General features: G+C 56.6%; 14 protein-coding genes. 7 read left to right on the forward strand and 7 right to left on the reverse strand.

Features of this window, described 5'->3' with window-relative positions:
- Positions 1 to 83: 83 nt before the first annotated feature.
- Positions 84 to 494 carry a BlaI/MecI/CopY family transcriptional regulator gene (locus CA54_RS23830; RefSeq protein WP_146373518.1) on the forward strand — a complete coding sequence of 137 codons (411 nt, stop codon included), beginning with the start codon at positions 84 to 86 and terminating at the stop codon, positions 492 to 494.
- A complete protein-coding gene (locus CA54_RS23835) occupies positions 491 to 3,385 on the forward strand; it encodes a M56 family metallopeptidase (RefSeq protein ID WP_146373519.1) in 2,895 nt (964 codons plus the stop codon). Before CA54_RS23830 ends, CA54_RS23835 begins: the two co-directional genes overlap by 4 nt.
- Before the next feature lie 236 nt (positions 3,386 to 3,621).
- On the opposite strand, the gene CA54_RS23840 is transcribed toward CA54_RS23835, so the two are convergent.
- The 3 genes from CA54_RS23840 to folP form a co-directional block, all read right to left on the reverse strand.
- Complete coding sequence (locus tag CA54_RS23840; protein ID WP_146373520.1) at positions 3,622 to 5,037, reverse strand: DUF1501 domain-containing protein; 1,416 nt, start codon at positions 5,035 to 5,037, stop codon at positions 3,622 to 3,624.
- A 19-nt stretch (positions 5,038 to 5,056) separates the two neighbouring features.
- Positions 5,057 to 7,618, reverse strand: a complete 2,562-nt coding sequence (locus CA54_RS23845; protein WP_146373521.1) for a PSD1 and planctomycete cytochrome C domain-containing protein — start codon at positions 7,616 to 7,618, stop codon at positions 5,057 to 5,059.
- Between the two features lie 100 nt (positions 7,619 to 7,718).
- Complete coding sequence (gene folP, locus CA54_RS23850) at positions 7,719 to 8,597, reverse strand: dihydropteroate synthase (RefSeq protein WP_231963180.1); 879 nt, start codon at positions 8,595 to 8,597, stop codon at positions 7,719 to 7,721.
- Between the two features lie 537 nt (positions 8,598 to 9,134).
- On the opposite strand from folP, the gene CA54_RS23855 reads away from it, so the two are divergent.
- Entirely contained in the window at positions 9,135 to 9,605 is a 471-nt protein-coding gene (locus CA54_RS23855; RefSeq protein WP_146373522.1) for a hypothetical protein, read from the forward strand.
- 249 nt (positions 9,606 to 9,854) lie between these two features.
- A complete protein-coding gene (locus CA54_RS23860) occupies positions 9,855 to 11,249 on the forward strand; it encodes a sulfatase family protein (protein ID WP_146373523.1) in 1,395 nt (464 codons plus the stop codon).
- A 76-nt stretch (positions 11,250 to 11,325) separates the two neighbouring features.
- Here the strand turns inward: CA54_RS23860 and CA54_RS23865 are convergent, their stop codons facing one another.
- On the reverse strand, positions 11,326 to 12,717 hold the full coding sequence (locus CA54_RS23865; RefSeq protein ID WP_146373524.1) for a hypothetical protein: 1,392 nt from the start codon (positions 12,715 to 12,717) through the stop codon (positions 11,326 to 11,328).
- Between the two features lie 518 nt (positions 12,718 to 13,235).
- Here CA54_RS23865 and CA54_RS23870 point away from each other — a divergent pair.
- Both CA54_RS23870 and CA54_RS23875 read left to right on the forward strand, forming a co-directional pair.
- Entirely contained in the window at positions 13,236 to 14,024 is a 789-nt protein-coding gene (locus tag CA54_RS23870; RefSeq protein WP_197532780.1) for an SDR family oxidoreductase, read from the forward strand.
- A 337-nt stretch (positions 14,025 to 14,361) separates the two neighbouring features.
- On the forward strand, positions 14,362 to 15,366 hold the full coding sequence (locus CA54_RS23875) for a Gfo/Idh/MocA family protein (protein ID WP_146373526.1): 1,005 nt from the start codon (positions 14,362 to 14,364) through the stop codon (positions 15,364 to 15,366).
- Positions 15,367 to 15,385: 19 nt separating this feature from the next.
- On the opposite strand, the gene CA54_RS23880 is transcribed toward CA54_RS23875, so the two are convergent.
- Complete coding sequence (locus tag CA54_RS23880; protein ID WP_146373527.1) at positions 15,386 to 16,768, reverse strand: purple acid phosphatase family protein; 1,383 nt, start codon at positions 16,766 to 16,768, stop codon at positions 15,386 to 15,388.
- 177 nt (positions 16,769 to 16,945) lie between these two features.
- On the opposite strand from CA54_RS23880, the gene CA54_RS23885 reads away from it, so the two are divergent.
- Positions 16,946 to 17,143 carry a hypothetical protein gene (locus CA54_RS23885; protein ID WP_146373528.1) on the forward strand — a complete coding sequence of 66 codons (198 nt, stop codon included), beginning with the start codon at positions 16,946 to 16,948 and terminating at the stop codon, positions 17,141 to 17,143.
- Here the strand turns inward: CA54_RS23885 and CA54_RS23890 are convergent.
- Together CA54_RS23890 and CA54_RS23895 are read right to left on the reverse strand one after the other, a co-directional pair.
- Entirely contained in the window at positions 17,140 to 17,994 is an 855-nt protein-coding gene (locus tag CA54_RS23890; protein ID WP_146373529.1) for a hypothetical protein, read from the reverse strand. The genes CA54_RS23885 and CA54_RS23890 overlap by 4 nt on opposite strands.
- Positions 17,995 to 18,372: 378 nt before the next feature.
- The gene (locus CA54_RS23895; protein ID WP_146373530.1) at positions 18,373 to 19,890 is read right to left on the reverse strand and encodes a Gldg family protein; all 1,518 of its coding nucleotides are present in this window, start codon (positions 19,888 to 19,890) and stop codon (positions 18,373 to 18,375) included.
- Position 19,891: the final 1 nt, after the last annotated feature.

Below are 19,891 nucleotides of genomic sequence, written 5' to 3' on the forward strand. Positions count from 1 at the left end.
ATTGGTCTTGCAAACCACAACAACCCGGTTAAGCTTAGCCAAGTAAGCTTAGCAAGACTGCCATCCAGGAGAGGACCATCGGCATGGTCGACCATCGAACACCTACGGAGCGGGAACTGGAAATCCTTAAAATCCTTTGGGTCCGCGGCGAAGCGACCGTCCGCGCGGTTTACGAGGAGATGAGCCGGTCGGCTCCCATCGTGCAAAACACCGTCCAGGCGTTTTTGCGGACGATGGAAGAGAAGCAACTCGTCACCCATCGCGTCGCAGGCCGCTCGTTCATTTACCGCCCGCTGGTCAAACGCGACCAGACAAATCGCAACTTGGCGACCAATCTGCTGGACCGTGTCTTCGACGGTGCCATCGACCAGATGGTGCAATCGGTCATCTCCGCCCAGCAGCCGACCACAGCGGAAATCGCTCGCTTGGAAGAGTTGCTGCAGACGGCCAAACAAAACGCCAACCAGAATTCGCTGAAAGGGGAACGATCGTGAACGAGACCTTGCATTTTCTGGAGAGCCACGGCGGCATGTTGATCACCGGTGCATCGGCGTTATTGGTTGTCGGCGGCGTAGCCCTCTTGCTGCATCGCGCGCCGATCAATCGGCAACGCGCCGGCGAATTGACAATTGTGGCGGTCATGGCCTGGATGCTCATCGCCTGCATTCCCTTGCCGCGCTTCTCGACGAACGAATTGCTCCCGCAAACACCAGTGCCGCCGGTTGCGACACAAATTCTAGATCAAGTTCCGATTGCCGCCCCCCCCGTCCCGGAAGCCATCGCGCAAGACCGATTGGCCGAGGAGGACGCTCGGATTCATGAAACAGCGGAGATTCTTGAGCAGTTGGCGCAGCTCGATGCCGAACAGCCGGTGCTTCCCCTGGTCGACGGCGATCTCCCGCTGAACGATTCACCACCAACATTCGAGGCAAACGTTGCCGTCGTGGCGACACCGATGATTGCACCATCATCCCCCGGCGCGGCGCTCGCGGCCGAAGGGTTTTCGTGGCGGCAAATCGTTGCAGCTCTCTATCTGGGCGGCGCGGCACTTTGTATTGCATGGGTTGTGCTGGGATGGTTGCTGTTGTTTCGCCTCACACGGCAAGCAATTTCGCCGCACGGCTGGTTGCGGGATCTGTATACCTCACTATCTAGCGACCCGCTGCCGCGTTTGTTGGTTTCCTCAAAATGCCGCCGCGCGTTTTCGTGCGGATGGTGGCGGCCGACAATAGTGTTGCCGTTGGAATGTTGTGAGGAAAGCCGCGCGGACCAATTGCGGCAGATTCTGCTGCACGAATTGGCCCACCTTCAGCAGGGAGACCAACGGGGCCGCGTGCTATTCAACATCGCCCTGCCCTTGCTGTACGTCCATCCGCTGTACTGGTGGATCCGCAGCCGCACCTATTTAGCCGCTGAACTGGTCGCCGACGATTGGGCAGCGGGCCATTCGTCCACGACCGCCTATGCGGGAGAACTGATCGCTTTAGTCAAAGAACAAGGTCGGCGGGGGATGGCCCACGTCGGAACGGTTGGAATATTTAGCTCGCCCACCCAATTTTACAGGAGAATGGAAATGCTCGTCCGTCGCCAAACCCCACTCATGACCACCTGCACCCGCCGCTGGAGATTGCTCACCACACTGACCGCCGCCGCGGCGGTGATCCTACTCAGCAGTACGCTGGGGGTGCGCCTGGTTCAAGCGGAACCGGATGACGGTGACAAGCCATCTGAGACGGTCGAAGCGGCCCCGGAGACCCAAGCCAAACCGGCAAATCCCCAAACGCCGGTCACTGTGGATGCCCCGGACGTCGGCGAGAAGCAATCCGAAACCGTCGAAGCGACTCCGGATACAGATACCACTCCAGCCAAACACGTAGACGACCGCGTACGCAAAGTTTTCGGTGTTAGTGGGCGCACAGAGGACGATGACGATGAATCCTCCGGAAGATCAAACCGTCGGATTTCGTTTGGCGGAGGACGAGTTTCAAGTCAACGGACCCCCGAATTCCTTTTGTCACTTATCAAATCGAAATACCGTGACGTCTTAATCATGCGGCTGCAATTGATCAACCGACGAGCGACGGACAAGGAAAAGGAAATCCGCAAGTTGCTGACCGACGAAAACATTTCGGATATCGTTCTGATCGAGCGACTTTACAAAAACGTCCTCAACCGACCCGTCGATGATGCGGAGATGGCAATTGTCCAAAAAATCCTGATGCTTTCCGATAATCGCGGCGACTCGATTCGCAGCATGTTCGAATCGATGGGCAAACTCGACGAAGCAGTGTCTGCCGCATTAACAGTCTTGGAGTTGGAGCCACAATTGGCAAAGATGGAAACTGAACTTCGTGAGTTAATAGAACAAGTCGATACTATCACCGCCGACTTTAACCCAGACGAGGAAGCACCGGATACTGTCCGAAAAAAAATAAAACTCTCTAATCGCTCAGGTGAGGAGGTGAAATCGTGGGGGGATGTGTGGCGAATTTTGAACGAACAAAACGATTCGCTGGCAGTAAGAACAAATGACCTGAAAAAAGAATTCAACGAACTCGCCAAGCTCGACCAGGAACTCCAAAAGCAACGTAGCACCTCAAATTTGTCGAGGTATTGGTACGGGACGCCAAAAACCCCATCTCGAACCGGAAAACCGGCCGCAGATGATAGTTGGTACGCCCAAACGCAGAAGCCACAAACCGGCGCCACGCCGCCCAAACAGAGGACCCGCACCGTGATCAAACGCGTGCCGGTTAGGGTCGCACGCACAACACCTGACGGACGGACGGTCTACGAGACCCGCATTGTTGAAAAGGAAGTCGTCGTGCCGGAAAAGGACACTTATCCACAAGACCCGCAGGTCCCCACTGATAATCCCAAAAACGTGCAACCGTATGCACCGTCACAGTCAGATGCACCGACATACAATGCTCCCCGCCCTTCGGCGCGGCAGACACCTGTACCGATTCCTCGCACTCCCCAAGTACCCACAACGCAAAAGAAAATCGAACCAATCCCCGACAGCCGGCTGCCCTCCACGCATCACGATGTGATCAAACTGGCGACCGATTATTCTCAAACGCACAGCGAACTTGACTCGGCTAAACGCACCTATGAACGCGTTCAAAAGCTCAATGAGAAGGGTGTCGTCTCACAAGCGGAGTATGAGAAAGCCGCCGAAAAACTGGCCTCGATGCGGGAACGCTTAAAAACAATGCAGACCATCGCTGAAATTCTGCGAGAGTCGCTGGAGGCGGAGTTGAACGCTTTGAAACTTGAAATGAATCAGGCGGACAAGACTAAGGATGAAGTCCGCAAAGCACAACTCCACACGCGTTTCACGCGGGTCTCCGGCAATCTCAGGATCCTCAAAACCATGAAATAACGACGGAGGAGTGAATGGACCGGCATACTCACATCGCTTGGGTGCGAGGTTGGGAGGCCCGCGCACTATAAAGGCGGGGAGTGGCCGGTGGCCAGAAAAGAGTGGGGGGAAGCTAGGGTTGGGGGCTCGTTTGATTTTGTCTGCGAGCCTCACGCCTGTTCCCTCATGCCTACGTTGGGAGACCTACGGTCGGCTGGGTGCGGGGTCAGGAGACCCGCGCACAACCTTGGGTTGGTTCAGCCCAATAGCGGCTCGATGACCCGGCCAGCGACGTCGGTTAAACGATAGCGGCGGCCTTGGAATTTGAACGTCAACCGCTCGTGGTCGACTCCCATCAAATGCAAAATCGTTGCGTGCAAATCATGGATGTCACGGGGGTCTTCGACGGCGTGGTATCCCAAATCGTCGGTTTTGCCTACCGTCACCCCCCCTTTCACGCCCCCGCCGGCCAGCCACATGGTGAAGGCGTCCTTGTGGTGGTCGCGGCCCGGTTTTTTGTTCACGTCCCCTTGCAACATCGGCGTGCGACCAAATTCGCCGCCCCATACGATTAACGTTTCATCTAACAAGCCCCGCTGTCGTAAATCGCGAATCATAGCGGCAATGGGTTGATCGACCTGTTGGCATTTGTTCCGCAGAGCTGCGGCGACGTTGCCGTGGTGGTCCCAGCCTTGATCATACAACTCCACCACCCGCACGCCCCGTTCGACCAGCCGCCGCGCCAATAAACAGTTGTTCGCAAAACTCGGCGCACCCGGTTTGATGCCGTAACTTTCCTGAATGTGTTTTGGTTCGCCGGTGATGTCCATCAGCTCCGGAACGCTGGTTTGCATACGAAATGCCATTTCGTACGATGCGATCCGCGTAGCGATTTCCGGATCGCCCGTTTCGGCCAATTGCAATTCGTTGAGGCGACGAATGTCGTCCACAATCCGCCGCCGCGCTGCTGTGTCAATTCCCTCGGGATTGGAGACAAACAACACCGGGTCGCCCTTGGTGCGAAACTGCACGCCTTGATGCACCGACGGCAAAAATCCGCTCCCCCACAGCGACGTCCCACCGCCGGGCGTGAGCCCCGTGACCAACACCACAAACGCCGGCAATTCGCTGCTCTCGCTCCCCAATCCGTACGTCAACCACGACCCCAGACTTGGCCGCCCCTGTTGGCCAAACCCGGTATGCAGATAGACCTGTGCCGGGCCATGATTGAACTCTTCCGTCTTCAAGGTTTTGATCACCGAGACTTCATCGGCCACGCTCCCCAAGTGCGGTAACAGTTCGGAAATCTCCAACCCCGACTCGCCCCATTTTTTGAATTTGAAATTACTGCCAAGCAGTTTGGGATCCTTTTGTAAAAACGCGAACCGCTGCCCTTCCAACAACTCCTGCGGACATTGCTGGCCGTGATGTTTACGCAACACCGGTTTGTCGTCGAACAATTCCAGCTGCGACGGCGCACCGACCATGTGCAGATAGATCAAGCTTTTCGCGGTTGCCGGAAAATGTGGCTGCGGGGTGGCCGGCGATTTTGCCTGTGCCTGTTCTTGTTCGAGCAAGCCGGAAAGCGCGATCGATCCAATACCAATCCCCGACCGCCGTAGGAACTCACGGCGACGCAGGGCTGTGGCGTAATGTTGGAATAGGTCGTGCATGCTCGAAAATATTTTGCCGTTAGCCCTTGGTGATGACTTCGTCCAGATTCAACAGAATGTTGGCAACATGCAGCCACGCAGCGAATTCGGCGGGATCGATTTTTTCGTCGGCAATCCAGCTGTCGGCCATCTTCTCAGCTGCGGCTGCATCTTGTTGATAACGGGCCAATTCCCGTTCATACCGCTCCGTAAGGATCGCCGTTTCCGCTGCATGGGGTCGACGACCGGTCGCTAGACGAAACGCGTAATCAACGCGCTGGGTGGGAGAAGCCTCCGGATGTTCAGTCAGCAACCGGCGCGACAGCGCCGCCGCTGCTTCGACAAACACCGGATCATTCATCAGCGTCAACGCTTGCAGCGGCGTATTAGAACGACTCCGCTGGACCACGCACGCTTCACGACTGGGAGCGTCGAAGTTGACGAAACTGGGATAGGGGACGGTTCGTCGCCAATAGACATACACGCCGCGGCGGTACAGATCTTCGCCCGTGCTGGTTTTCCACAAATTGCTCGTGCGGCCGATGTGATTCCAAATCCCCTCCGGTTGTCGTGGAAAGACCGGCGGACCATGCATCTTGTCGCTGAGCAATCCGGAGACCGCCAGCGCGTTGTCACGAATCAATTCCGCCCGCATGCGAAAACGTGGCCCCCGCGCGTACAGTCGATTGTACGGGTCCTGCTCTAACAGTGGGGGAGTGATTTTTGAGGCTTGACGATATGTGGCGGACGTAGCGATGAGGCGGTGCATCGCCTTCACTTTCCAACCGCTGTCCATGAATTCCGTTGCCAGCCAGTCAAGCAATTGCGAATGCGTGGGACGGCTGCCTTGCGTGCCAAAATCCTCGGGCGTATTGACCAGCCCCTGCCCGAAAAACTCCGCCCAAAACCGATTCACCGTCACGCGGGCGATGAGCGGATTGTCTTGATCCACCAACCAGCGGGCCAAGTCCAAACGGTTGGGTTCGGCGGAGGCCGTGAAGGGATGCAGCACCGACGGCGTGCCTGGTTGGACCGCTTCTCCGGGATTGAGAAAATCACCGCGATTGAAGACGTGTGTCATCCGCGGTTGATCCTGCTCTGCCATCACCAACGTCGTCTCCACCGCCAGTTCTGCGGATTGCGACTTCAATTCCTGCTGACGATCGGCCAGTTTTTGATAAGAGGCGAACTGCCGCAGGTAAAACTCCGTCAGTTGTTTTTGCTGTTTAGAATCCCGTTTCTCCGCAGCTAGGGTCAAGATCTCGCGAATGTTCTGTGGAAATTTATCCTCGCTAGACTCCAGGTGCGGCAGGTCGGTTTCCCAAGCCCCAAGGTTTTTGACGAGTTGCGATTTGAGGACCTTGAGCGATTCATTGGCCGCCTTCCATTCGGCTTCGATCAAACGTCGCTGTGCCGTTTTCTGTTGCGGTTCGGGCAGTTCCATTTTTGGGCCCACGAAGTCGCGATTGCGTTTGTCGACCTCGATCTCTGCCTCGGTATTGTTGAAAAACGCGAACAGCCGGTAATAGTCCGCTTGCGAGATCGGGTCATATTTGTGGTCGTGGCATTGAGCGCACTGGATTGTGATCCCCAACCACACCGTGCCGGTTGTGTTCACGCGATCAAAAACCGACAACACGCGTTGTTCCTCAACATCAGTCCCCGCCTCGACATTGGCCATCGTATTGCGATGAAACCCGCTGGCGATGCGTTGCGGCAGCGTCGCATTTGGGAGCAAGTCGCCGGCGATTTGTTCGATCGTGAATTGATCAAACGGCATATTGTCGTTCAGCGCGCGAATTACCCAATCTCGATACGACCATGCCTCACGCCGCCCGTCGCGTTGATACCCGTTGCTATCGGCGAACCGCGCCGCATCCAACCAGGGCAGCGCCCAACGCTCGCCGTATTGTGGCGACGCCAACAACCGGTCGACGACTTTGTCGTAAGCCTCGGGACTGTCGTCGGCCAAAAACGCATCGATCTCGGCAATTGTCGGCGGCAAGCCGATCAGATCCAGCGAAACGCGTCGCAGCAATTGTTCCTTGCTGGCCGCTGGCGAAGGCTGCAGGTTGTTCGCTTCTAATTTAGCCAACACAAACGCATCGATTGGATTGCGCGGCCAATCTTTGTCATTCCCCACCGGAGGTTCCAGGCGTTGCGGTTTTTCAAACGCCCAATGCTGAATCGTGCCGGAATCCGCATCGTCCGGCCAATCGGCGCCCTGGTCGATCCAGGCACGAATGGTCGCGACCTGCGCTGCGGTCAGCCGATCGGCGTCCAACGGCATGCGATCCCCTTGTTCGTCTCCGATGATTCGGGCCAGTAGCAAACTATCGTCGCTATTGCCGGGCTCGATCACTTTGCCGGAATCGCCGCCACGCAGGAAAAGCTGTTTCGTGTCGACGCTAAATTCCGCTTCCTGCACCTTCTCACCGTGACAGGCCATGCAATGTTCGGCAAAGATCGGCCGGACATCGCGGGCAAAGTCGATACGTGGCGACTGCGCTGCAACCGCATCGTCCCCCCAAGCCTGCCCCCCCATCGAGGAAGCGACCGTCAACAGCACGGCGAAACGTCGAAGACCGTTTGATGTGAACATGCGGTTTTCCCACGGCTAACATAACGTGGCGTCATGTTCCATTGGACCAGATTAGACGGCGACTTTCCAGGGCGGATTGGCCATCGGCGGCGAAGCGCGGTCAGCCTTCAACCCGCTCTATCACCGCCTGCCAAGCCGTCAAGCAATCCCCCACAGCGGCGACGTCGTGGACGCGAATGATATCGACCCCTTGTTGGGCTAAGGCAATCGCGACGCCGGCGGTGCCGTACACCCGCTCGTCGAGTGGTTTTCCCAGGACCTTGCCCAAAAACCGCTTGCGAGAATGCCCAATCAAGACCGGGTAACCCAATTCTCGAAACCGGCCGATGTGCGACAGGATCTGCAGGTTGTGCTCCGCCGTTTTGCCAAATCCAATTCCCGGATCCAACACGATTCGCTCGTTGGCAATCCCCACTGCGGCCAATTCCTCAAGCCGCGCGGTGAAGTGGTCGCAGATTTCAGCGATCACATTGTCGTAATGCGGATCGTTCTGCATGGTCTGGGGTGTTCCCTGAATGTGCATCACGATCACCCCGCAGTTTGACTCAGCACAGACCGCCGGCATTTGCGGGTCGAAGGTTAGTCCTGAGATGTCGTTGACGATTGTTGCGCCGGCATCGAGTGCTTGCCGGGCGACTTCCGCTTTGGTGGTATCGATTGAAATCGGGACCGAGACTTCGCCAGCCAGTCGTGAGACAACGGGGATCACGCGTCGCAATTCGTCTGCTGCGGAAACCGGTTCCGCACCGGGTCGTGTCGATTCGCCGCCAACATCCAGAAAGTCCGCGCCGGCCGCTGCGAGTTCCAACGCATGCCCGACAGCTGCATCGACGTCGCAAAACTGACCGCCATCGGAAAAGCTATCGGGGGTTGTGTTCACAATCCCCATCAATTTGGGGAAGCGCCCCAACGGGATCGGTGTCTCCCCCACCTGCCAAGCTATCTGTGACTGAGATGGAGCACGGGGATTAGACTTCACGTTTCGGGCGGCCTTTGAGAATCAACAGCATGTCGGCGGTGCGGCAAAAGACAATGGGAAATATTTCCCAGCACACATCATAGGCCTGCCTTCCCGCAGACGCGACTGTCCGGGTTCAAAGTGGGTGGAGCTGTAACGACTGTGAGGCGAGGACTTTTTGAATCATCTCGCGCTTTTCGGCACAATTAGTGCACGTGCGACCACCAGCCCCGACCGGGTGCCTAAGAAGTAAATTTGCTATATTTTCCCCAAAATGGCTGTTTGTCTTTGACATCCCAAGCCTTCTTCCCTATCTATATACGTAATACAAAACAACACATTGGAGCTTCCAGATGGTCTGGGGGCTTTCAAAAGATATGGCGAAGTAGCCATATCCTATATGTACATCCTGGTTGCCCGGAGCTTTGCATCCAAGGCAACCTACGCAAACATCCCTGTCTGTCCTGTTGGCGGGCTGGTGCGAACCCGAGTTGGGTTGGATTTTCGTGTTAGTGGTTTAGCAACTTTCCAATTTGAGTGAACTGCAGGAGGACTACGATGAGTCGCAAAGTTTTGGGATTGTCGGCCGTTTTCGCCATGCTGGCGGGACTGGCTCTGACGGGTGGAAATCAAGTCGAAGCCGGTTTGTTCGGTAGCCACAAAAAGAGCTGTGGATGCTACCAAGAACAAGGCTGCTTCAAGAAAGTCAAGCACAGCTGGTTTAAGAAAAAGCACCGTCGGAACCGCTGCTGTGGTCCGGTAGACACCTGCTGCGCCCCGTCCAGCTGCTGTGCTCCGGTCAGCTGCTGTGCTCCAGTTGAATATGCACCGGCCACTTGCTGTGCTCCGGCTCCGACCTGCGAGCCCGCTTGTGCCCCGGCCACTTGCTGTGCCCCGGCTGCCACTTGCTGTACCGCGGCGCCCAGCTGTGCAGGACCCTCGGCTGCTCCGCACGTCGAAGACGCTCCTCCGGCCCCGGCTCCGCCGGCCGAAGAAGCGCCGGCTCCCGCTCCGAAACCGGAAGCCTAATGTATTGATTTGAATTGCCGTTCTCTAACGAGCGGTGAAACTGCGACATGGAACCGGACTCAGATCATTCCGCCTCACCGCGAATGATCGAGTCCGGTTTTTTTGCGCACCGTGATCAATGCCTCCCCCCATTCCTGCGACGACAACGCCTCTGGGTCCCAGGTAGCGGATGAGGACAGCCTGTTGTATCTTGGAAGGTCGAACCAGAAAGTCCAAATCTACGTCCTGAAATAGGGAAACAAAATCGGCATGACCATTCGACACATGATCCTGACCATGTCTCTGCTGGGTGCTGTTTGGCTGGGGGCCGATCGTGTCCAAGCCGCCGAACCGCCGCGGCCTAACTTTGTCATTTTTATGACCGACGACCAACGCTTCGATGCGCTGAGCTGCGCTGGCAACACGATTCTGCAAACACCCAATATCGACCGCTTGGCCGCCGAAGGTTTGCGCTTCACAAATATGTTCGTCACCAATTCGCTCTGCGCACCGAGCCGCGCTACATTGTTGACCGGACAATACTCGCACACTCACGGCGTGCGCGATAACAAGAAAAAACAAATCCCCGCCACGACGGCCATCTTGCCGGAGATCCTCCGCGAGCATGGTTATGAAGTCGCTTTTTGCGGAAAATCGCACGTCCGCGGCGCGCTGCGCGATCGCAAATGGGACTACTACTTCGGCTTTAAAGGTCAGGGAAATTACCTCAAACCGGTGATTGCCGAAGGCGTCGACGGCAAGGATTTGCCCCGTGAAGGGTATATGGACGACATAGTCACCGGCAAAGCGGTGCAGTGGCTGAAGCAGCGCGATTCGGACAAGCCGTTTTGCCTGTTTGTGTGGTTTAAAGCCCCGCACCGCAGTTGGTTGCGGGCGCGACGGCATCACGACCTGTTCAAAGATGTCGCCATCCCCAAACCAAAGACCTACGACGCCGACCTAAAAGGCATGCCGGGTAAACCGGACGCTTTTCGTAATGCCAATAACCGCATTGGCGATTTTAACGACGTCCGCTCGTTGGACGGCTTCGTTAAGGACTATTACGCAACGTTGGTCGCCGTCGATGAGAACGTCGGCCGTGTCTATGATGCGCTCAAAGAACTGAAAGAACTCGACGACACGGCCATCCTTTATACCTCTGACAATGGGTTTTTCCATGGGGAATGGCGGGCGTTTGACAAACGGCTGATGCACGAACCGTCCATCCGCGTACCGCTGTTGATCCGTTATCCCAAACAGATTGCCGCAGGCCGCGTCGATGACCGCATGGTAACCAACGTCGACATCGCCCCCACAGTGCTCGATTTGGCCGGCGCGAAAACACCTGAATCGATGCACGGTCATAGCACGGTACCGTTGTTCGCCGGAGATAAGAAGACCCCCTGGCGTGATGCTTGGCTGTATGAATACTACGAATTCCCCGGCGCGCACAGTGTCCGCAAACATCGCGGGGTCCGGACGGATCGCTGGAAGTACATTCACTACTTCGCGGAACCACAGGAATACGAATTGTATGATCTGCAAGCCGATCCGGACGAAGTGCACAACCTCTACGGGCAACCAGAGCACGAACAAACCGTGCAGATTTTGCGACAGCGGTTGCTGGATTTACGCCGCGAAACGGACGATCCCGATTTGGAGTGAATAAAAAAACGGCGGTCGCGATTTCCGAGAATCGCGACCGCCGTGGATGTTGCGTGGTTTATGCCACTGTTTCGACTTAGGCTTCTTCCTCTTCCTCTTTATCATCCGCCGGGGCCTCATCGGCGGGATCCGGCAGGATGATGTCGTCTGCCGGCGGGGCAAAGTCGCCAGGTCCGGGTCCAGGGCCAGCGGGTCCGCCCATGCCATTCATCATGGCCATCATCATGGCGGCTTGCATCAGCGTTTGGTAGTTGATGTCGTTCAAGCCTGCCATGTCGATAACGACGTCGGCACCAGCTTGTTCGGCGCTGATACCGGCCAACATTTTTTGCACTTCTTTCAGAACCGGCAGCATCATTGCGGCGGCCCCTCCTGGAGGTGCGGCTTGCATCTGTTTTAATTGGGCATCCAGCCCGGTGCTCGCCTCCTGTACGGATTGCGTGATTGCTTTCGCAAATGCACTAGCCGCCTGCTCGTCGACCAGTGAAAAGGTAGACTGCACACGGATATCCGGCGAGATTGTCCCCCGCACCACAGCCATCTCCAACTGCTCGGGGAGTTTCTCATACGGCGTGCCTGCGGCACGTTGCGTCTGCGAGGCTGCCATTTCGCGCAGTTGGTCATTCACCGTCACCAACAACACAAGATCAGACGATGCATCGACTTTGGCCAAGGCTTCGGTCAGAGGTGTTTTTACTGACCCTTTGCCGTCAATCAACTTTTTGATGACCGCTTCGTCCTGTGCCAAGATGGCGGTCGACTCATCGGCCAACAGCACGTACGAGTCAGTAGCAGGCTTGGGGGACGGCTCGAACGGAGAGGCTTCGGCTGCGTCATCCCCTTCAGCCGGCTTCGCTGGTATCGCATGGTAAAAGGTGGTCCCGGCATACTCGACATCGACTAACTCCGCGATCTCATCGTTGCCAGCCACGATTTTATCGAGCATGGCCTTGCCACCATGTGGCTTGGAGAAAGTGGCGACAATGGAAACTGGTTCCTGGATTCCTTCAGGCCCTGTTGGGGGACCACCGCTGATCACGATTTCGTCCATGTCAGACGGGTCGACGCCAAACTTTTTGGACGTTTCGGCCAATTGTCCAGCCACAGTGGGGTCTTCCGACAGCAACGGCGATTTGAGCAATTGTTGCGGATGAATCACCAAGACGGCAACCGCTTCGGGGAGCACATAGGTGGTATCAACGCCAACTCTGTCCCCTGTGGCCAACGAAGTGGGTTTGCCAGCCGCAGCGGTTTTGGGCTGTTCTTCAGAATTCGGTTCGGTCGTAGCAGGCGTTTCAGCTTTGGTTTCAGGGGTGGCGGCCACATCGGGTTCGCCCACTTTAGTGGTTCCTGCCGCAGCATCGGTCTCTGCCGGTTTTTCGGGCGTCTGGGCATCCTCGCCGCCGCCGCATCCTATAAACGCGACCGACAATGCCAGCACGCCCGGCAACAGCAATAATCTACGCATCACAGCTCTCCTCAATCGGATGGAAAAAATAGCGCCGATGCCTGGACGCCAGTGACTGACGCCATTCAGCGCTTTTGACGATTTCAGCCAGAATCACAACTGCACTAAGCAGTGCAACGTACGGAAACCCGCCCCGGATCAAAATCGCCCGTACTAATTTACAAACAATGCCCGCTCGTAATAAACCACGGTATCAATCTCAGTGAGACGCACGCACAGACTGGGCCGATGAACGCTTCGTTGAAGTTTGCATTCATGATCCAGCGACGCCGGTTTACTAGCGCTGCACCGGTGACAATATGCGATCACTGATTGAAATACAAGAAATTTTGACCGTCTGAGCCGCAAATTCAATTGATTGTCATCCCTCTCAACATCGAGTAACGTGGCGGTAGAGATCGGCTTATGCCGGACTTTGCCTGCCGCCGGACCGCAACAGCGCACGACGGCGTGCCCCTCCCCCTACAAGAAAAACCGACCGCGACAAAGATTCGCGGCTTCGCATGGAGTTGAGCAGCATGAGTATCTTGGACCGTTTTTCGCTTGCCGGAAAAGTTGCCCTCGTGACCGCCGGAGCGGGACCTCAATTCGGCAGCAGCCTTTCCGAAGGACTCGCTGAGGCAGGCGCCACGGTGATCACTGCTTCGCGATCACTGGAGCGAAATCAGGAGTTTGCAGCTCAGCTGCGCGAAAAAGGTTACGACGCGCACGGAATGGAGTTCGAATTGGGGGACCCCGAATCGACGCAGCAGCTACACGATCAAATCATCAGCCGCTTCGGAAAACTCGACGTGTTGGTGAATAGCGCACTGCAACGCGCCGGACATGTCGGCGACTTGAAGGCGCAAAACATGGACGTGTGGCGCAAGGCGGGCGAAGGGGATTTGGGCGGGTTGTTTCACATCTGCCAACTCTTTGTGGAAGACATGGCACGTCAAGGCGGCGGATCGATTGTCAATATTTCCAGCATCTACGGCGTGGTCTCGAATGATCCCACGTTGTACGAAGGGACCGACATGGTCCAGCCGCCGACCTATACGTTCGTCAAAGCGGGGATGATTAATTTCACGCGGTATTTGGCGAGTTACTACGGCAAGCAAGGCATACGGGCCAACTGCATCAGCCCCGGCGGGTACTTCAATAATCAACCACAATCGTTTGTGGACAACTACACCAAGCGCGTTCCGGTCGGCCGCATGCTGGACAACGAAGACATCAAAGGAGCCGTTGTCTTTTTAGCCTCCGACGCGAGCAGCTACATCACCGGTGACAACCTCATGGTCGACGGTGGCTGGACCTGCATTTGAGGTTTTTGGCGCATCATTACCCCGAAGGGGTAACACATGCCAGCCCAGGGCTAGCGGCACAGCCGCGCCGCCCTGGGAAAATGCACAGCGACAACCCCTTCAGGGTTGCGTTCCAATGTCCGCTCTCTAACCTAGGGTGCGCTCAATACATTCGCGCCCCTAGGCTACGATGTCTCACGCCTGCGGCGTTATAATCCCAACGGAGTTTCTTGGTCATGATGTTGGTCAAGAGACGTTGAACAGAACCCCTGACTGCCCGATCCACGACCGTCTCTCCCTGACGCGGTTGTAGCGACACCATCAATCGTCCCCCCACAACTTTATCACGGACGCTCCCATGCCCCAGTCCACACCCAGAAAAATCCTTATCGTCGGCGGCGGTTCTATTGGAGAACGGCATCTGCGCTGTTTCCGCGATATTGATAATGACGCAGAAATCGGACTGTGCGATGTCCGCGAAGAAATCCGCAACCAATTGGCCGAACGGTATGGCTTGGCGAAAACGTTCGCCGACCTGGACGAAGCGACTCAACAGCAGTGGGATGCCGCTGTGATTTGTACGCCGGCGCATTTACATGTCGCGCATGCGGTCGCGTTGGCAGAGCATGCAGACGCACTCATGATTGAAAAGCCGTTGTCCACCTCGCTGGAGGACATTCCCCGTCTCCGTGCTGCCTGGTCGGGACGCGTGGTGAATATTGCTTATGTGCTGCGGGTTAATCCCTTGGTGCAGGCGGCAAAACAGATTTTAGATTCCGGCGAATTGGGAGACCTGCTGGAAGTCGTTGCCGCTTCCGGCCAACATTTCCCCACGTTTCGACCGGCGTATCGCGAGATTTATTATACGCGGCACGAAACGGGAGGCGGTGCGATACAAGACGCGGCCACACACCAATTCAACATGGTGCAGTATCTCGCCGGTGATTTTGATTGGGTGTTCTGCGACTCCGGACATCAGGCGCTCGAAGGGGTTGAGGTCGAAGACACGGTGCACCTCACCGGACGAACTGGCGGCGGTCGCACGATGGTCAATACGTCGCTCAATCAGTTTATGGCCCCCAACGAAACCGTCGTGCGTCTCAATTGTCGCGGCGGGAGCGTGAAGTTGCTCTTCCACGAACAAAACATCGGCACGCTGCGGCATGGCGACGAGGATTGGACTTGGAATCCCCCAGCGAAACTGGAACGCGACGACCTATTCCGCGAACAAGCCCGCCGCTTCCTCGCCGCCGCAGACGACCAAGAACCAGTCCGCTGCACGCTCGACGAAGCGGAGCACACGTTGAAGGTGAATCTAGCGGCGCTGAAATCTGCTGGGCGCGAGCGGGTGGAGATTCAATAATCTACTGTTGTCCCCTACTCTACTCCAACGAACCCGGTCGGAGTCGCTCCGGAGTGTTGGGGATGCGTTCGACTAGCTCGTTCACTTGACCGTCTCGTTTATTCAGCGTGAACGCGTCGTACAATTCGCCGGTGGCGGATTTGGCATCGTAGCGTAATTCGTCGCCGTCGATGCTGATGATTTGGTACAGTTGCGTATCCTCCGCACGACGGGCGAATTGAAAATCGTTGCGATCGTACATCTTGGGACCGCTGACCGAGACGACATACATCGTCCCCGCCCGCGGATCATGCACGTTTTTGCCGGTGCCGGCATTTTCGTGGACCATCAAGCCGGTGCGGCCGTAGCTGTGGTCATGTCCTTGCAGCACGATATCGACGTGGTGTTTGTCAAAAATCGGCTGCCAAGCATTGCGGATTTGGGGATTGTCGCGGCGACGACTGGCTGAATAGATCGGTGCGTGTTGTGTGACAATCGTCCAGCGGTTGGGATTCTCAGCCAGCACTTCGTCCATCCACACGGCCTGCTCTTTGATCTTGTCGTTGGTGTTCAAGCAGACGATTCGCACGCCTTGGAAGTCGAGCCAATACACCGTTTCCTCGAGTCCTTGCGGACCGTTGTCGGGGAACTCAAATGTAGGTCGCCAGTGCGGCGCGAGGCGGCGACGGCCGATGGGGTAGGTGTTGCCATAGATATCTTCCTTGGCATATTCGTGATTTCCAGGGATGGCGATGCTGGGGAGCATGCCATTGACCCATCCGCCAGCATCGTGCCATTCGCCCCATTCTTCGTCGCGAATGGCATTGTTAATCAAATCGCCGGCGTGCAACATAAATTTCGCGCGGGGAGCATCGGCGTACGCTTCACGCACAACCCGTGCCCAATGCGCCTTCAGCGAGTTCTGTGCGTCGCCGAAATAAATGAACGTAAAAGGTTCCGGTTCGGAACTGGGGGTGCGAAAATGGATCCAGGAACTCCAATTCACCCCGTCTCCAACGCGATAAACATAAAGCGTCTTGGGTGTCAGGTCGGTGAATTCGGCCGAGTGATAATGCGACTTGCCCAGGTCGGACTCCAACTCCTGTGTCGTACCATTGATTTGAAGTGCCTTATTCACAAACCAAGGCCCCTGCTCCGCGAGCGCGATTTGTGCGACCGGCTTCGTGACGGACGTATCGGTCCGCCAAGTGACCGCTTGTGTGGTAGCCACATCATTTTTCCAAGTCAGCACAATCCGTTCCGGCACCGCGCTGGGGCGATAGGTCTCCTTCGCAGCCGCAAGTTGCGGCGTCACCTGCCGTTCGTCACGCCCTTGCGTTTCCTGGGGAAGAGACAAATAGACCGACGCTCCCAACGCCAAGACTGTCACCGCGCCGCAAACCAGTTTCATTTTTGTGTTCATGCAACCGTACCTGAATTTTCCTGTGTTGCGCGTAGCGCTGAGTATAAATGGACCCAAAACGCGGACGCACCGCGCGGCAATGAGGGAGAGACGTACCTCCCACGTATGACTACCACTGACTCGCTAAGAATTTATGAATTTAGCGCTTTTGCAGACAGGATGCAACGATGGCCCGAGATGAACGTGCGTTTTCATCCTGTGGTGCGGCTCTTGGCGTGGCTTGCTCAGCAGGACGGCAACCCGTCGGATTGGGTTTTGTTGGCGTCCACCTTGGATCTGTGTATTATCCGTATTCAATCTGTGGCTAAAAAAACAGCATCATTTAAGGTGCAGCTTAGATATGACGAGGATTGGGTCTTGGCGATCCACGGTTAATTGTCGGCGATGTTTGCCCCTAGCTGAAATGCGGTAAATACCGCGATCGGAATCCAAATGAAATCTAGTAAGCCAAAGCTGAAGATGAAAATGTCGCCAACATGCGCACTTTCGAATTCCTCTTGGCCGTCTTCAGCGCGGTCCTGCTCGTTTTCCGCTTCTTCGCGCCGCGCTTGTTGTTCCTCGATCGGCATCTCCTCCCAACGCATTTCCGCCTCGGCCCAAATGTCTGGCGGATATCCCGATGAGACGTCTTGTTGTTGGCCCATCCCCTGCAACGGCTGTTTCTCGGGCCAATCCACGTCTTGCCCAGCGTCATTACGTTCGTCAACGATTTCATCGGCGATTTGTTGAATCGACAGTTCCTCGACATCCGCCGGAACTCCGACAAACAGGTCAGCTAACCAAGCCGCGATTATCATGGCTGTGATAAATTTAGCGATAATGATTGAGAACAACGTGATGACAGCAGCGGTCACCCCCGGGCCAACCCCATCGTTCTCCCCCGCAGACAATCGCACGCCCAACCCCACCATGAACCCCATCCCTACGGCCATCCAACCTAGTGGAAACGGAATTAGGTAACCCATGAGCGCCCAGAGGCCAAGGCCTACCAGACTGCCAAGGCAACCACCAATGATCCACATCGGGAAACCCAACCCCATCGAGAGCCAACCCTCTTCGTCCTCCAACTCTTCGGCCGGGTTAGTTTTTTTCTTCAGTCGTCTTAACTGCGGACGGGCCAATGCCAACGGCACTTCCTCAGGTTCGTGGTTTCCCTCCTCCAGTTGCGGAGACCGTCGGCGTTTGCGGCGGGCACGTCGATTTGCGTCGATGTCGGCAAGAAACACGTCCTCGTCCGATTCCAATTCCGGAGCTGGTTTGGGTTTGGGCTTCGGTTTAGATTTCGGTCTGGGCTTCTGAATGACAAATTTGCCGGTGCACTTGGGACAGTCGACGGTCTTTCCAATGGCCCCTGCGCTTTTCACACGGAATGTACTGGAGCAATGTGTGCACTCCACTCTTATCGGATTGCTCATTGATGAATCTCACAGCCGCGACAGATTGAGGAAGGGGAGGCGACGAACCAGGATCGTCGCTGGGGCGTTTCGCTCACCGTGAGATGGACCGTCTGCGAAACGCTGTCGCTATTCTAACCCCGGTCCTGCCAAAAAATCGAGCAGAAAATCACAGTATTGAAGCTGAATCCCCAGCTGGCCACTCAATCGTCACCCGTGACGGCGCATCGTCCACACAGTGGCGCCTGCCGTGCTGACCAATGCCGCCAGGAAGAGCATCGTTTTCCAAACCAGTCCCCGTTGCGCTTGGACTGTGCCAGTGAGTTGATAGGGACGACTACGGCGTACCGGAATATCCTGCATCGCTCGTTTTGTCCCTGCGAGCCAATGCAGACTCCGCAGCACGAATGTTCCCGCGGCATACTGACGCGGCCCGGTCATTCCGCGATTGGTCGCGAACTCGGCGTCCCCCACGACAACCAACATCGGCGCCGGCGTGGTGCGATCGGTCCGTTCGACCGCGACCGCTAATGAGACAGGACCGGGTAAGTCGCGGCCTTCATTCCACTGCGGCACGTTTCTGGAGACGACATCGGTTTCCGCCCAACAATGCGGACCATCCGGCGAAAGCAGCAGCGGCGTACAGACTGCAGTTGGCGCAGCTGTGACAGGCAATAGCCGCACGCTCCGCGCTTGTCTAAAGTCCAACGATGCACGCGGCATGGAACGTGCTAACGGATGATCCCCGTCCGCCGGCAAGGCCCGTACCACTGTCGACAACTGGTTATCGACCGTGGTCGTGACCACAAAATCGTTTCCTAATAACACACCCCACTTGCGCAACAAACGGTCCAGTCCTGTGGGAACCACCGCACCGTCACGATGATTTTGCACAAGATCCAAGAGCAACAACCCGCTCCCGCCATGTTTGAAATACGTCTCCAACTTGGCTGCGTCCGAGGCAGCGTATTCAGCCTGCGGTCCGGCGAGCAAGACAACATCGGCATCGGCTGGAACATGCGTGGCTTGACTCAAGTCGAGCAGCTCCATCTGGACGCCTCCCATCCGTAGGTAGTCGGCCAGTTCGCTGAGCGAGCGCGTGCTATCGGGACCTTCGACGACCAATGACGCTTCTCCATGCCCGGTGAGGCAACACACTTTCACCTGCAGTTGTCCCTCCGCCAATCGGGCTAAAGCAGCAGTGACCGTTTGCTCGGCAAAGAAATCGACTCCCGCGACTCGTCCCGCCGGGGCTCCGTGGAACTCCGCCAAGTCTTCGTGCTGCAAGACCTCATGCCGCGGCTCTTCGCCCGGCAGTTGATACGTGATCACCACGCAAGGTGCGGTGATATCAGGAAAGCGTTGTTTCAAGCGTTGGCCGGCCACCGAATCGTTGGCGGTGACGCGCTCAATATCGAACTTGCGGGCATGTTGTTTGTAGCGTTTTAACAAGTCCGAGAGCATCGCCGCTGAGTCATCAAAGGTCCGTTCGCGCGCCGTACGAACCTCGCTTTCGGCAAACAACGTCACGGTGACTGTTCCTTGAAGTTCGGCCAGTACGTCTTGCGTTTGCGGTGACAGCGTGAGCCGCCTCTGTTCGGTAACATCCCACGCCTGCGGCGCAACGGCAGCGACACCCCAATTGGCGGCCAACAACGCCGCCACCACGCACACGCCGCTCGCAATGCCGCGTCGTTCCCGCCGCCAGTATTGGCTTAAGAATTTCATG

It is taken from the genome of Symmachiella macrocystis, assembly GCF_007860075.1.
GTDB classification, from domain to species: domain Bacteria; phylum Planctomycetota; class Planctomycetia; order Planctomycetales; family Planctomycetaceae; genus Symmachiella; species Symmachiella macrocystis.